Below are 14890 nucleotides of genomic sequence, written 5' to 3'. Positions count from 1 at the left end.
CTCGCCCGGGTCAACCTACGACGCGATCCGCCCCGCTGCAGTTTGCAGAGCCGGCCCGCATGACGTCAAATCCCCGCAGTTTTGATTCTCGGGGGTTCCAAACATGAAACGTCTGCTCGTCGGCCTGTCGGCCTTGTGCATCGCCACGCCTGCCTTGGCCCAGTCGGTCGACCGCGTCGCCATTAACGGCATCATCGACCAGGGCCTGAACCATAGCGAGGTCATGCAGACCGCCGCCTACCTGACCGACCGGATCGGCGGCCGGATGACCAACTCGCCGCAGATGCGCCAGGCCGAACAGTGGAGCCAGCAGCGTTTCCGCGACTGGGGCCTGTCGAACGTTCGCGCCGAAGGCTTTGAGTTTGGCCGCGGCTGGTCGATCGTCCGCTCCAGCGCCCGCATGACGGCGCCACGCCCGATTGAGTTGCGGGCCATTCCGGTGGCCTGGACGCCCTCGACCAATGGAACCATCAGCGCGGGCGTCGTCGTCGCCCCGATCACCAAGGTCGAAGACTTCGACAAGTGGCGCGGCAAGCTGTCCGGCAAGATCGTCATGCTGTCCCGTCCCGATACCGGATCGGAGCCGACCGAACCCGCATTCCGTCGCTGGACCGACGCTGAGCTGCGCGACCGCAACACCTACGTCCAGCCGCAGCACAGCCACGTCCCCGCTGAACGCCAATTGAAGACGGCGGAATTCAGCGCTCGTCTCGACGCCTTCCTGGCCGAGGAAGGCGCCCTGGCCTGGGTGCGGATGTCCCAGCGTGACGGAGGCCTCCTGCACGGCACGGGCTATACCTATCAGGTCGGTGCCACGCCCAAGTTGCCCGGCATGGAGATCGCCGCCGAGGACTATCGCCGTCTGGCCCGCCTGGCCCTGACCGACACCCCGCCGATGCTGTCGCTGCTCAGCGAAGTCCAGTTCCACGACGAGGACGTCAATGCCTACAACATCCTGGCCGACATTCCCGGCTCGGACCGCTCGGGCGAGTACGTCATGGCTGGCGCGCACCTCGACAGCTGGGTCGCCTCGGACGGGGCCCAAGACAACGCCGCCGGCAGCGCGGTGGTGATGGAGGCCGCCCGCATCCTGTCGCAGATGAAGGTCAAGCCCAAGCGCACCATCCGCTTCGCCCTGTGGAACGGCGAGGAACAGGGCATCCTGGGCTCGCTGGCCTATGTCGACCGCTATCTGGCCACGCGCGCGCCGGCCTCGGATCCGGCCCTGGCCGCCTTGCCCAGCAACCGCACCTGGCGCAACCGCTGGCCGGTCGAGCCGCGCCCCGGCTATCGCGATCTGGTCGCCTACTTCAATCTCGACAACGGCTCAGGCAAGATTCGCGGCATCAACGCCGAGGGCAATGTCGCCGCCGCCCCCATCTTCCAGGAATGGCTGGCCCCCTTCGCCAGCATGGGCGCAACCACCGTCTCCCTGCGTCCGTCCGGCGGCACGGACCACGTCTACATGCAGACGGTGGGGGTGCCCGGCTATCAGTTCATCCAGGACCCGCTCGACTATTCGAGCCGCATCCACCACACTAGCATCGACAGCTACGATCACCTGAAGCCCGAAGACCTGCGCCAGGCCGCAGTGATTTTGGCCAGCTTCCTGCTGAACGCGGCCAATCGCGACGCTCCCCTGCCGCGCATGCCGATGCCGACCGAACCGACACCGACCGATCCGTTCGCCTATCCTGCGGCCGACTAGCCCTGGAAAGCCGCAGGTCATCGCCCTTGCGCGATGGCCTGCGGACTTCGGTTCCGCTGCTTATCTGAAGGTCGCCCCCCCGACTCCGACGGCCGGGATGATCTGTTCGTCCAGCTTGATCCTGGCCTTCATGCGGGCCCGCAGCTGCTCGCGAATGCTCCAGCCCTGCAGATGCATCATGTCGGTGGTGGTGTAGCCCTCACGGCCCAGGGCTTCGTGCAGGTCGCTGATCTTGAGGCACGCGCGATTTTCGTCAGCGATCTGAAAAGCGCGTTCAATAACGTGGGTCTGGTTCATACTGCCTCCTCGGCCAAGGAGAGCGGCGGTTGACGGTGGCGGTTCCACGCACGAAATGACGCATGCGGGTCAAGTCGCCCCCGTCGGCGGTGTCCGCGACCGCATTTCGCCCCACCGTTGAAGGACTTCATGGCGCGCGCATCACGAGCCTCGGTACGACTGTCTCCCGCCAGCCTAGTTCACCTCGGCGCGCCGCGTCTGGCGGATATCCTGATCGAGGCCGGCGCCGGGAACGCCAACCTGAAACGCAGGCTTCGGCTGGAGCTCGCGGCCGAGCTGGGGCCTGCCGCTCTGGCGATGGAGATCAACAAGCGACTGGTCGCCCTCGAAGCAGCCCGCACTCGCGTGTCGTGGCGTAAGCGGGGCGAGTTGATCGCCGATCTCGAGACACACCGCCGCATGACTGTCGAACGCCTGGCGCCAGACGCGCCGGGTGAAGCCCTGGTGGCCCTCGTGCGCTGGTTCGACCTCTACTCGGGCCTTGTCGCTCGTGTGAAGGACACTAAGGGCGAGTTGCTTGCGACGTTCGAGGCCGGCGCGCCCGAGCTGTTTCGGATCGCCGGAAGCGCCGAACAAGAAGCCTTGAGAGAGTTGCTGGACGCCATGCGGCGGCGCCCCCACGACTACGGCCGGTGGATCGCCGCAGCTGGCGATGCCGTTGACGCGAGCCTGGCGAGCTCTCTTCTTGACGGCTTGGACGCTGGGGTCAGGAAAACGCCCGCTGGCCGCTTTCTGGTGCGCAGCCTGGCCGACAGGGCGCAGGCGCTTGATCTATGGCTCAGTCTGATCCCGCCCGAGCAAGCCCGCTCGCCCGACGTCGCCGCAGACATCGCCCGCCGGCTGCTCGCGGCCGATCGGACGACCGAGGCGCGGGCCGCGCTGGAGGCCGCACTGACGTCTCCCCGCTCAAACCGCCGCTGGGCGTTCGGCGGGCGACATCAGGACCTCGATGCGCCCCGACTGACGCCGGCCTGGGAAACGGCCGCCATCGCCTTACTGGACGCCGAAGGGCGCGGCGAGGAGGCTCAGGCTCTGCGGTGGAGTCTGTTCGAACGCGACCTCTCGGGCCCGGTGTTGCGGGACTATCTGTCCCGGTTGCCTGACTTTGATGACGTGGAAGCTCTGGATCGAGCATTCGCTCATGCCGCAGCCGCCGCCGATTTCGACGCCGCCATGCGTCTGTTCATGGATTGGCCCGCGCACAGGGAGGCGGCGAACCTGGTGCTGGCGCGCCCGCGCGAGGCGCGAAAGGCCGGTCTCATGGCGCGTGACTGGGCCTCTCGGCTGGCCCAGCGCTTTCCCGAGGCCGCCTCGGTGTTGGCGGACTGATCGCTTCGCGCCGATCCTCATGGCTAACCAACGCGGGCCAGAATTCCTCAGCTATCAGTGAGGAACCCCGTCGCCAGAAAAGCATTTGTCGCTATTCTTGATCAGTGGACTGGTTCGCCGGATCGCCTGGCGGAGCGCAGCGCGGTCTGCGCGGCGCCAATCTGGTTGAGCCCCGCCGCTCGTTCTGTTCGGAGTCGATTGATAGTGACGTCCCCTGCCGCCCCTGTCGATCTGAGCAACTGCGATCGCGAACCCATCCACATCCTAGGGGCCATTCAGCCCATTGGATTCCTGATCGCCTTGACGGCGGATTGGCTGATCACCCGCGCTTCCGCCAACACCAAGGACTTCATTGGTCTGGCGCCGTCCGACCTGTTCGGCCGACCGTTGCAGGATATCTTCACGCCCAAGGCGGTGCACGACCTGCGAAATCGCGCCACTCTCCTGAGAGGTCGAGACGCCGTCGAGCGCATCTTTGACTGCGTGTTCATCGAAGGCGGACAAGCCTTCGATGCGGCTATCCATTTCTCGGGCGGCCAGGTGATCATCGAAGCCGAGCCCGCCTCAGGCGAGCATGGGGACGCCACCGGAATGGTCCGGTCCATGATTTCGCGCCTTGATCAGACCGCCGATTTCGCCAGCTTCTACAAGGAAGGCGCACGACAGGTCCGCGCGCTGCTCGGGTTTGACCGCGTCATGGTCTACCGGTTCGCGGCGGACGGCTCGGGCGAGGTGGTCGCAGAAGCCGCGCGCTCCGGCATCGGCACATTCATGGGCTTGCGCTATCCTGCGAGCGACATCCCAGCCCAGGCCCGCGAGCTCTATCGCCGCAACCTGCTGAGGCTGATCACCGACGTCAACGCCGTGCCCGTGCGGATCCTTCCGGAGCGGGATGAAAGCGGCCAGCCGCTGGACCTGTCGCTATCCTTGCTGAGGTCGGTGTCGCCGATCCACATCGAGTACCTCAGGAACATGGGCGTCGGCGCCTCGCTGTCGATCTCGATCATCGTCGATGGGAAGCTGTGGGGGTTGTTCGCCTGCCACCACTATTCCGCCCGACGGCCGACTTTCGAGCGACGGTCCGTCAGCGAGCTGTTCGCCCAGATGTTCTCCATGAGACTGGAAAGCCGCGAGCGTAAGGAAACCGTCGAATACGAGCGCCGAGCGCGCGACATTTCAGACCAGTTGCTCGGCGCCGTCGCTTCGGACGAAACCCTGTTGAAGGACCCAGACTGGCTGGGCGACATCCTCACGCACGCCATCCCGGCAGACGGCGTCGGCGTCTGGCTGGGCGGCAATCACGCCTTCTCCGGCGCGACGCCTTCGCATGAGAATTTTCGGCGCATAGTGCGCGCGCTGAATGGCACGGCGGCGGGTCGCGTGTTCGCCACCGACCATATCGGGTCGATCCTGCCGGAGGCCGATGCCTTCGCCTCAGGCGCGGCCGGCTTGCTGGCGATCCCGATCTCACGGTCGCCGCGCGACTATGTCGTCCTTTTCCGCAAGGAGCTGATCCATTCTGTGCGCTGGGCCGGCGACCCGCACAAGCCGGTCGAATACGGTCCCAACGGCCCACGCCTGACGCCCCGCGAGAGCTTTGCGGAATGGAAGGAGTTGGTCGAGGGGCACTCGCGTCCCTTCACGGCATCAGAAATCCGCGTGGCCGAAACCCTGCGCGCCACCCTTATCGAAGTCGTTCTGAGGCTGGCGGACGAAGCGTCCGCCGAGCGGCAGCAATCCAGCGCACGACAGGAGCTGTTGATTGCGGAATTGAACCACCGGGTTCGCAACATCCTGGGGCTGATACGCGGGCTGATCCGCCAATCCCAACCGTCCGGCGGAGACATCACCGACTTCGTCAGCGTGATCGACGGTCGGATTCACGCTTTGGCCCGCGCCCACAACCAGATCACGGACGATCACTGGGGGCCGGCTCCCTTGCAGGCGCTGATTGACGCCGAGGCCGCTGCATTCGTCGACGACCATGATCGCATTGTCGTTCAGGGCGAACCGGTTCACCTGAACCCCAACGCCTACTCGACCATGGCTCTGGTGGTGCACGAGTTGGTCACCAACTCCAACAAGTACGGCAGCCTTTCGGCTGACGGCGGGCGCGTGGTCATGGGCTGGCACCGCAACGCGGCCGGCGATCTGGTGATCGAATGGCGTGAGACCGGCGGCCCTCCCGTCACGCCGCCCAAACGCAAGGGGTTCGGCACCACCATCATCGGCCGTTCGGTTCCCTATGACCTCGGTGGTTCGGCCCAGATCGACTATGATCCCAAGGGGCTGCACGCCGTGTTCCGCATCCCCGCCCGGCATCTTTCGGAGCCACGAGGCGTCCCTGAAGGAAAGCCGATCAAGTATCCGAGGCCTGCGGTCGGACACCCCCAGGCGGTCCCCGACGCGGTTCTCGCCGGGCACGACATCCTGCTGGTCGAGGACAGCCTGATCATCGCCCTGGACGCCGAAGACATCGCACAGCGCCTGGGCGCGGCCTCTGTCACAACGGCCGCCACTGTCGAGGGAGCGCTGGAGTTCATCGACAGCAATCGGCCGACCGTCGCCATGCTGGACATCAATCTGGGCGACCGGAACAGCTATCCGATCGCCGACCGGCTGGCGGAACTGGACATCCCCTTCATCTTCGCGACGGGCTACGGAGAGCAGGCCCAGCCGCCTGTGGACCATCGGGGCCGTCTGATCGTCCAGAAGCCCTATACGCTCGAGAACGTGGCCAGGGCGTTCGACAACCTTGTCGAACCCGTCGCTGAAACAACGAACTAACCGGAAGCCGCAGCCCGTCTGGATCACCGGACGACGCCATGCGTTGGGTCATATGAGGCGGCGCGCAAGCGCGGCACTGGGGAATTGGTTCTGGACCAGATTGCAGAGACGGCGCCGACGAGCGGAACGGGCGAAATGGCCCGACGCATACGCGCGTTCGATTGGTCGCAGACCCCGCTCGGGCCGATCGCCGACTGGCCTCAGAGCTTGGCCACGACCGTGGGAATGATGGTCGCTGCGCCAAACCCCATGGTCCTGTTGTGGGGTCAGGAAGGCGTTCTTCTCTATAACGACGGCTACGCACGCTTCGCAGGGGCCAGGCATCCGGAGCTTCTCGGCGTCGGTGCTCGGGAGGGATGGCCCGAGATCGCTGACTTCAACGACCAGAACATCCGCCGCGGGCTGGCGGGCGAGGCCTGGTCGCTGGAAGGTCAGGAACTGGTGCTTGATCGTCGTGGCCTAGGACCGGAATCCGCCTGGCTCGACCTGCACTACGCTCCTGTCCCCGACGAAAGCGGCGAACCCGCCGGCGTCATGGTGTTCGTTACCGAGATCACGGACCGTGTCCGTCTCGCCGAGGAGCAGACGGAGGCCGTCGAGCGCCTTGAACTCGCCCTGTCGGCCGGACGCGGCGTCGGCGCCTGGGACTGGGACATCCCTGCAAATCTGGTCAGGGCGGACGAGCGTTTCGCGCGCCTGTACGGCGTGGACCCCGTGCAGGCGAAACAAGGCGCGCCGCTGGAAGTTTTCTTTGGCGCCATCCACCCGGACGATCTCCCGGAAGTGCGGGACCGGATATTCCGAACGCTCGAAACGGGCGGGGTGTTCAGCGCGGAATACCGCCTGATCCAGGCGGACGGCACGATACAGTGGGTCGTGGCCGAGGGTCGTTGCGTCTCCGACGCCGACGGCCGCCCGCGCCGCCTCCCCGGCGTCAGCTTCGATATCAGCGATCGCAAACAGGTTGAGGTCCGGCAAGCCGCCCTGCTCCGGTTGCATGACGCCTTGCGCGATCTCGACAGTCCAGCAGCTATATCTGCCGCCGCTGCCCGCGTGGTCAGTGAAACCTTTGACTGCTCACAGGCCGCCTACACCTCCTTCGACCCGCAGAACGGTCTAGCGTTCGAAGAACAGGCATGGACGGGAGAGGATACGCCAACCACGGCGCCGGTCCTCTCGATGACCAACTATGCGCCCTTCGTGGCTGACCTGAAGACGGGTTGCGTCGTGTCGATCTCCGACGCTGGCCAAGACTCCCGCATCCGCGCCGCTGGACCCGTGTTTGGGGCGCGAAAGGTCGCCGCCTTCGTCGCGGTCCCGGTCCTAGAACGTCAGCAACTGGTGGCGGTTCTCTCCGTAAGCGGCCCAAGGCCCCGAAACTGGTCCCCCGAGGACATCGCCTTCCTGCGTGATGTCGCTGAGCGGACGCGGACCGGGGTGGAACGGGCGCGCGCCGGTCAGGCTCTGCGTGCGAGCGAGGCACGCCTTCGTTTCCTGGATATTCTTGCGACGGACGTCGCTCGGCTGACCGATGCGGACCAGATTCTCGCCGTCACCAATCGCCGCCTGGGGGAGCACCTGGGCGTGTCCATCTGCGCCTATGCCGACATGGACGAAGATCAGGACGGTTTCACCATACGCGCTGACTGGTCGGCGCCGGGTTCGTCGGCAATCGTCGGCCACTACAGCCTGGCTGATTTCGGAAGGAAGGCGGTCGAGGACCTGGGTGCCGGTCGGCCGCTGATCATCCACGACAATCTCGTGGAGCTTCTCCCGGAGGAAGCGGCGACCTTCCAGGCCATCGGCATCACCGCGACCATCTGCATGCCTCTGGTGAAGGAAGGACGCCTGATCGCCCTGATGGCTGTACATGACAAGGCGGCCCGCCACTGGACGCAGGAAGAACTGGCGCTCGTCCACGAGGTCACCGAACGTTCATGGGCGCACGTCGAGCGGGTACGAGCAGAGGTGGACCGGCAGACAAGCGAAAATCGCTACCGCACCCTGTTCGACACCATGGACGAGGGTTTCTGCGTCATCGAGTTCATCGACGGCCCGGACGGTCCGCTCAGCGATTATATCCACCTAGAGGCCAACGCCGCCTACGAGGCGAATGCGGGCATAGGCGGTGTCGTCCGTCAACGTGTCAGGGACATGGTGCCGGACGAGGCAGGCGCGTGGGTGGCGCTGTACAAGGGCGTTCTGGAAACAGGCAAGCCCATCCGCTTCGAGAAGGAACTGGAAGCGACCGGCCGCTGGCTGGAGCTGGCCGCCTTCAGACTTGAACCGTCGCACCGCAATCAGGTCGCCGTCCTGTTCAAGGATCTGACCGCCCGCAAGCAGGCGGAAACCGCGCTGGCGGACCTGAACGCCTCGCTGGAAGCCAGAATCGACGCGCGCACCGACGAACTGAAGATCGCCCACGAGGCTCTGCGGCAGAGCCAGAAGATGGAAGCCGTCGGCCAGCTTACCGGCGGCATCGCCCACGACTTCAACAACCTCCTGGCGGGGATTTCCGGCAGTCTCGAGTTGATCGCCAAACGGATGGCGCAGGGGCGAACGTCGGACATCGGCCGCTACGTCGAGGCCGCTCAGGGGGCTGCGCAACGCGCCGCCGCGCTGACCCAGCGCCTGCTCGCCTTCTCCCGCCGACAGACGCTTGATCCCCGGCCGACCGACGTGAACCGGCTGATCGGAGGCATGGAGGAATTGATCCGTCGCACCGTGGGGCCAAACGTCGATGTCGAAGTGGTGGGAGCCGGGGGCCTTTGGGCGGTCGAGATCGACCAGTCCCAGCTGGAAAACGCCTTGCTCAACCTGTGCATCAACGCCCGTGACGCCATGTTGCCGAACGGCGGACGGCTGACGGTGGAGACGGCCAACAAGTGGCTGGACGACCGCAGCGCTCGCGAGCGAGATCTCGCTCCCGGCCAGTATGTCTCGCTCTGCGTCACCGATACCGGCTCCGGCATGAGCCCCGAGATGATTGATCGGATCTTCGAGCCCTTCTTCACGACCAAGCCCATCGGACAGGGCACCGGCCTGGGCCTCTCGATGATCCACGGCTTCGTGCGTCAGTCCCGGGGGCAGGTTCGCGTCTATTCCGAGTTGGGAGTAGGCACCACCATGTGTCTCTACCTACCCCGTCACCACGGGAGCGTAGAGGACCTGGACCACGCAGCATCCAGCTCGGCTTCGGGTTGCGGCCATGGCGAGACCGTCCTCATTATCGACGACGAGCCGTCGGTGCGAATGCTGGTGGCGGAAGTGCTGCGCGAACAGGGCTATTCTTCCATCGAAGCCGGCGACGGTCCCTCAGGGCTGCGCATCCTGGAAGGCGACGCCCGCATTGACCTGCTGATCACGGATGTCGGCCTGCCCGGCGGCTTCAACGGCCGACAGGTGGCGGACGCCGCACGGGTTCATCGCCCCGATCTCAAGGTGCTGTTCATCACCGGCTACGCCGAAAACGCCGCCGTTGGAAACGGGCTGCTAGCCCCCGGCATGGAGGTGATGACCAAGCCGTTCGTCATGGCCGACCTCGCGGCCAAGGTCACCCAGATGATCGAGGCCGCACCTCAAGGCTGAAGCGCGAACGTCGTCGGCTCAGCAAAGGGCGGCGTTGGCCAGAGCCTGGACGCGCGCGAAGGCGGCCTTGGCGCCGGCGACAGCGCGATCTTCTTCCGCGGATGTCAGGACCGCCGCGTCGAGCGCGGCGGTGAAGACGCGCCAGTGGGCGGCAGGCCCACCGCCGGAAGGCGCCAGATGCCGCGCCCCGTGAATGTCCGACAGGCCCAGCTTGGCCGCCTCCTTGCGCAACAGGGCGGCGCCCAGGTTCGAGCCCTCAGCCACATAGAGCCAGCCCAGAGCCGTCGCCGTATCCGTCGGCTGATCAGGAAGAAAGACCGGCGGCGTCTCGATCAAGGGCGTCGCCAGGCCCATGTCCGCCAGATCCATCGCGATCAGGTCCATACGCCGACGCTCAGCCAGGCCGGGCAGCAGGGTGATCATGCCCGCGTCGTCATAGAGGGCGTCGATATCGCGATGGAAGGTCCACTGCACCCCGGCGAACCGACCATAGCCCTCCAGGCTGTCGAACGACGACGCCTCCATGATCGACTTGTCCAGGCGGTCATGAATTTCGTGCGTCAGCGCCTTCAACCGTTTGGATCGGGGCATATCCATCGTGTCGGCCATCATCAAACTCCTACGCAAGTATGGTTCAGAAGCGGCATTTGAGGCCGATGCGCAAGATGTGCATCTCGACGGCGGTGACCCATTCGCCAACGAACCAGCCGTCGTCGTCGAAAGATGAACTCGCCCTTGCCGAGGCATTCGGTAGCGACCACCGCTCACCGATAGCGCGCTCGACGCCCACCTAAGCTCCCCAGCCCGCCAGACCGGGGCCAGACCGACGACGCCCAGACTGACGCCGTAGTTGGCGGGGGCCGCCTTTACCTGCCGATGGCGCCCTTTGCCGCTTCAGGCGTTGAACGGCTTCACCGGAGGCGACCTTGATCGACAGACCAAGCCTGAAATCCGTGCGTCAGACCCTGAAAGCGACAACAGGTTCCGCCTGGCGTGGTCTCAGAAGCAAGGCGGAGGCGCTGAAAGCCCATGTCGTGACGCGCGATCCGGTATGGCTGGCCGTTCGCCGCCCCGGCAGGCCGGAGGCTGTCGCGGTCGGCGTCACAGCGGCCGTGGCCGTCGGCCTTCTGCTGCTCCTGATCTTCTTCGACGGGAACTGGCTGCGCGGGCCCATTGGCCGGGCGGCGTCCGCCTCGACTGGCCGAGAGGTCGTGCTTCGGGGCGACTTGGATGTCAGGCTGCTGAGTTGGACCCCGTCGGCCACGGTGCGTGATCTTCATGTGGGCGGTCCCGCATGGGCGAGCGATCGCAACACGGCCGAGGTCGAACGCCTGGACGTTTCGGTCCGGCTGCGGCGCCTGTTCATAGGCCAGGTGGAAGTGACCTCGCTGACCATGACACGTCCAACAGTCCGCCTGATCGTGGATGAGCAAGGGCGGCGCAGTTGGGACCTGCGCCCGGACAGGCCTGATGACGGCCGCGGGGCCAAGCTGCCGGTCATCCATCGTCTGGTGATTCATGAGGGCCGTCTGACGCTGGACGAACAGCGGCGAGGCATGAAGCTCGACGCCATGATCAGTGCGCGCGAAGCGCGCGATCCTCGCGACGGCGACAGCGGCTTCCTGCTCGACGGCCGGGGGACAATGAACGGGGCGCCGCTGACGCTGCAGGTCACAGGCGGACCTTTCGTGAACATTCGACGCGACCGGCCCTATGCGTTTACCGCGGACCTGGCGGGCGCGGGCTCAAGGCTACAGGCGAAAGGCTCCATCACCCGACCGTTCGATCTGGGACGGTTCAACGCCGTGCTGACGCTTGAGGGTCGTGATCTGGCCGACCTCTATCTTCTGACCGGGATCACCACGCCCAACACCCCGCCCTATCAATTGAGCGGGAGCCTGAGCCGAGAGGGTTCGCTATTCCGCTTCGCCGATTTCAGCGGACGGGTCGGGTCCTCGGATCTCTCGGGGACCGTGGAGGTGAACAGAGTGGGTCAGCGCCGTCGCGTGGACGCTGAGTTGAGCTCGCGTTCGCTGGACATCGACGATCTCTCGGCCGTGCTCGGCGCGCGCCCGCGCGTCACCAGCGGCGGCACGGTCGCCAGTTCCGGCACACCCGGCAAGCTCCTACCCGATGCGCCGCTGCAGACCGATCGGCTTCGCACCATGGATGGATCGCTGTCCTACCGAGCAGGTTCGGTAAAGGCCAACGCCCTGGACATCCGGCAGGTCCGCCTCGGCGCCGACCTGAAAGACGGCGTTCTTAAGCTCAACCCGGTGTCCTTCGCCTTCAATCGCGGGGAACTCAACGGCACGGCGCGGATCGACGCCACCAAGAGCACGCCCTATAGCGCCGTCGATTTCCGTCTGAGCGGCTATCCGCTGGAATCCATCATTCCTGCGCGAGGCGGTGCGCCGACGGTGACGGGCCGCGCTCTGGGCCGGGCGAGACTGGAAGGCCCTGGCGTTTCCGTTCATGACCTGGCGGCCAACTCGAAAGGAACCATCAGCCTGGTGGTGCCTCAGGGACGGATGCGGGCGGCCTTCGCCGAGCTTCTGGGCATCAATGTCGGCGCAGGCGTGGGCAAGCTCCTGTCCGGCGATCAGTCGACTGCGGACATCCGCTGCGCGGTGGCGGATTTCACAGTCGCCCGAGGGGTGGCCACGTCACGAACCTTCGTGATCGACACGGATGTGGTCCTGGCCCAGGGATCCGGGACAATCGACCTGGGCGCCGAAACCCTGAACCTCAGGATCGACGGCGAAACCAAGAAGCCCCGCCTGTTGCGGGTCTGGGCTCCGATCACGGTGAACGGGCCCCTCACTTCCCCGCGCCTGGGCGTGGATGTTTCAGCCGTGGCGACGCAGGGCGGAATCGTCGGCGCCCTGGCCACTCTGGTCGCCCCGGTGGCGGCGCTGTTGGGCTTCGTCGATCCGGGCCTGGCGGAGGACGCCGACTGCGGCGCCCTGATCGCGAACGCCCGTTGAACCCCCGCCGGGAACGTCGACCGTCGGAAAATGTTAACAAGGGCGGAGGGTATCAGAATGATCATCATCGCTTTGGCCGCCGCACTGCTGCTGGACGCACCGACGAAGCCGGACACGACGGCCAAGTCGACCGCGCGCGAAATCGCCGCCCAGGAGACGCTGCCGCCACCGCTTATGAGCGTCGCCGTCACTCTGGAGTGCACGGCGCGCGCGAGCGGTCGAGTGGAGAACTGCCGCGTCCTGGGCGAGACCCATCCTGGGATGGGCTTTGGCCAGGCCGCCGTCGCCCTCATGCGGGATGCGACCGTCGAACCGGGAGCCAAGGATTTTCAGTTTGCGCGGACGATCCAGTTCACGCCCTAGAGCCGCGCCGCTCGACGAAACAGACCCGCAGCCGCCAGCCAGATCAGGGCGAACAGAACGCTGAGCACGATTACCGGGCGCGGCCAGTTCTCGGACCCCTCGCCCCAGCCTCGCAGGACTGCACAGGCCCCGATCAATAGCTGAAGAACGGCGGCGCAGACCATGGCCAGTGAAAGACCTTCCGGACGGAACCGGCTTGCAACTCCGCCGATGAAGGCTGCGGCGACGACAGCCAGATAGAGCAGGTTCGCCGGATTCTCTTCCGAACCGATGATGCCCACTGCGCCGTTGATCCAGATCAGCAATACGGCGGCGAGAACAGCCAGGCCCGACCCCAGGCGATAGGACCAGTCGCCCGACGCCCGCACAGCCAACTCGGCGATGCCGCCCGCGCCGACCAGGATGACGGCGGCGAACACGAAATCGGACGCGGTCCACTGCACTTCATCCGTGAAACGCATGGCGATAGCGGGTGTGATCAGAAGCGCCGCAACCAAGGTCCAGCCGATCAGGCGCAGAATCTGTGTGAGGCGGTCGTTTCGGGCGGGGAGTTTGGGTTTGGTCATTGCCTTGGATTCCAGCTTGGGTGAGGCTCTAGCCGTGGCGCCATGAGCCATGAGAGTCCTGAGCTCGAGATGAGGAAGCCCTGAAATCGTGCGCGCGGCCTATCGCTTCGATCGTTTCCTGCTGGACCCCGAGAACCGCCGCCTGACGGAAGACGGCCGGGCGTTAGATCTGTCTGGGCGCTATCTGGACGCGCTTGTCCTGCTGGTTTCCGAGCAGGGCCGCTTGGTCACAAAGGCGCGTTTTCTGGATGAGGTCTGGAAGGGCGTGCCCGTGACGGATGAGGCGCTGACCCAGTGCGTTCGCAGCCTGCGCATGACGTTGGGCGACCAGGCCAGCCGCCCCATGTTCATCGAGACCGCGCCCCGGCATGGCTATCGTTTCATAGCGCCCGTGACCCGCATAGAAGCCGACTATCCCTTCGCGTCTTTGGTCCCGGTCTCACACGGCCGAGGTTCCAACGATGCGCCCTCCGCCCGGCAGGCCGTGCAATCGTCGGCCGTGGAGCAAACTGTCGCCATGGGCCGTGCGGGTCTCATAGGGGGAGGAGCTGCCGGTCTGGTTGGCGGGATCGCCTATGGGTTCGCGGGCGTGGCGGACGCCGCCGGCGGCGCGGCATCCGGCCTGCTGGTGCTGGCCGCGCTCACAGCCGTAATCGGCATGATCGGCGGCGCCGCTGTGGGATTGGGCGTCGGCGCGACGGCCTGGCTAGGGCGACAGCCCGGTCCCTGGTCCATCCTGGGCGGCGCCTGTGGCGGCCTGATCGTGGGCGCCGTAACGCGGCTCGCAGGAATGGACGCTTTCACGCTCTTGTTTGGCGCTGCGCCCGAGGCGATGACCGGCGCGGGCGAAGGGGCGCTGCTGGGCGCCGCCATCGGCGCGGGCGTCTGGGTCGCGCAGGGGCGCAGGCGGAGGATCGCTGCGCTGACCGGCGCGGCCTTTACCGGTGCAGCCGGCGTCATCGCCGCCCTGATGGGCGGGCGGTTGATGGGCGGAAGCCTTGCGGCCTTGGCGGCCCAGTTTCCAGACGCGCAGCTGAGCATGGATCATCTGGCCCATCTCTTCGGCGAGACGACCTTTGGCCCCCTTAGCCAGATTGCCACGGCCGGTTTGGAAGGCGCCCTCTTCGGCGCAGCCATGGTTTTGGCGCTCAGCCTGGAACGGGCACGTAGCCTCACTGCCGCCACGCCGCCCCGAGCCTAGGGCGCCGACCTACCAATCCTCTCCTCTGAGACCGGAACCGTGCGGCTTGCGATTGCCCCGTGAC

10 protein-coding genes are annotated in these 14890 nt (G+C 66.0%); 7 read left to right on the top strand and 3 right to left on the bottom strand.

All coding sequences use genetic code 11. The features are described from left to right. Positions 1-103 precede the first annotated feature (103 nt). Positions 104-1708: a M20/M25/M40 family metallo-hydrolase gene (locus B4A39_RS03755; RefSeq protein WP_292033404.1), complete on the top strand. Its 1605-nt coding sequence runs from the start codon at positions 104-106 to the stop codon at positions 1706-1708. A gap of 60 nt (positions 1709-1768) precedes the next feature. Here B4A39_RS03755 and B4A39_RS03750 read toward each other — a convergent pair whose 3' ends face one another. Further along, a complete protein-coding gene (locus B4A39_RS03750; protein WP_292033402.1) occupies positions 1769-2005 on the bottom strand; it encodes a hypothetical protein in 237 nt (78 codons plus the stop codon). 129 nt (positions 2006-2134) lie between these two features. On the opposite strand from B4A39_RS03750, the gene B4A39_RS03745 reads away from it, so the two are divergent. The 3 genes from B4A39_RS03745 to B4A39_RS16405 all read left to right on the top strand — a co-directional run bounded on the left by B4A39_RS03745 (position 2135) and on the right by B4A39_RS16405 (position 9709). Next, positions 2135-3334, top strand: a complete 1200-nt coding sequence (locus B4A39_RS03745; protein WP_292033400.1) for a DUF6880 family protein — start codon at positions 2135-2137, stop codon at positions 3332-3334. Between the two features lie 204 nt (positions 3335-3538). Then, positions 3539-6121: an HWE histidine kinase domain-containing protein gene (locus tag B4A39_RS03740; protein ID WP_292033399.1), complete on the top strand. Its 2583-nt coding sequence runs from the start codon at positions 3539-3541 to the stop codon at positions 6119-6121. A 135-nt stretch (positions 6122-6256) separates the two neighbouring features. Further along, complete coding sequence (locus tag B4A39_RS16405) at positions 6257-9709, top strand: GAF domain-containing protein (protein WP_312217477.1); 3453 nt, start codon at positions 6257-6259, stop codon at positions 9707-9709. A gap of 18 nt (positions 9710-9727) precedes the next feature. Here the strand turns inward: B4A39_RS16405 and B4A39_RS03725 are convergent, their stop codons facing one another. Then, positions 9728-10318, bottom strand: a complete 591-nt coding sequence (locus B4A39_RS03725) for a biliverdin-producing heme oxygenase (RefSeq protein WP_292033396.1) — start codon at positions 10316-10318, stop codon at positions 9728-9730. Between the two features lie 317 nt (positions 10319-10635). Between B4A39_RS03725 and B4A39_RS03720 the strand changes: the two genes are divergently transcribed. After that, positions 10636-12696 (top strand): AsmA family protein, encoded by a 2061-nt coding sequence (locus B4A39_RS03720; protein ID WP_292033394.1) that lies wholly within the window; start codon positions 10636-10638, stop codon positions 12694-12696. Between the two features lie 57 nt (positions 12697-12753). Further along, entirely contained in the window at positions 12754-13059 is a 306-nt protein-coding gene (locus B4A39_RS03715; protein ID WP_292033392.1) for an energy transducer TonB family protein, read from the top strand. Here B4A39_RS03715 and B4A39_RS03710 read toward each other — a convergent pair. Continuing rightward, on the bottom strand, positions 13056-13625 hold the full coding sequence (locus B4A39_RS03710) for a hypothetical protein (RefSeq protein WP_292033390.1): 570 nt from the start codon (positions 13623-13625) through the stop codon (positions 13056-13058). The two genes, B4A39_RS03715 and B4A39_RS03710, sit on opposite strands and share 4 nt — an antisense overlap. An 88-nt stretch (positions 13626-13713) precedes the next feature. Between B4A39_RS03710 and B4A39_RS03705 the strand changes: the two genes are divergently transcribed. Further along, on the top strand, positions 13714-14826 hold the full coding sequence (locus tag B4A39_RS03705) for a winged helix-turn-helix domain-containing protein (protein ID WP_292033388.1): 1113 nt from the start codon (positions 13714-13716) through the stop codon (positions 14824-14826). Positions 14827-14890 lie beyond the last annotated feature (64 nt).

The sequence above is a fragment of the Brevundimonas sp. UBA4553 genome, from assembly GCF_002387245.1.
GTDB lineage: Bacteria > Pseudomonadota > Alphaproteobacteria > Caulobacterales > Caulobacteraceae > Brevundimonas.
The sequence above is the reverse complement of the archived record's forward strand: the minus strand, read 5'-3'. Positions and strand labels throughout refer to the sequence as shown.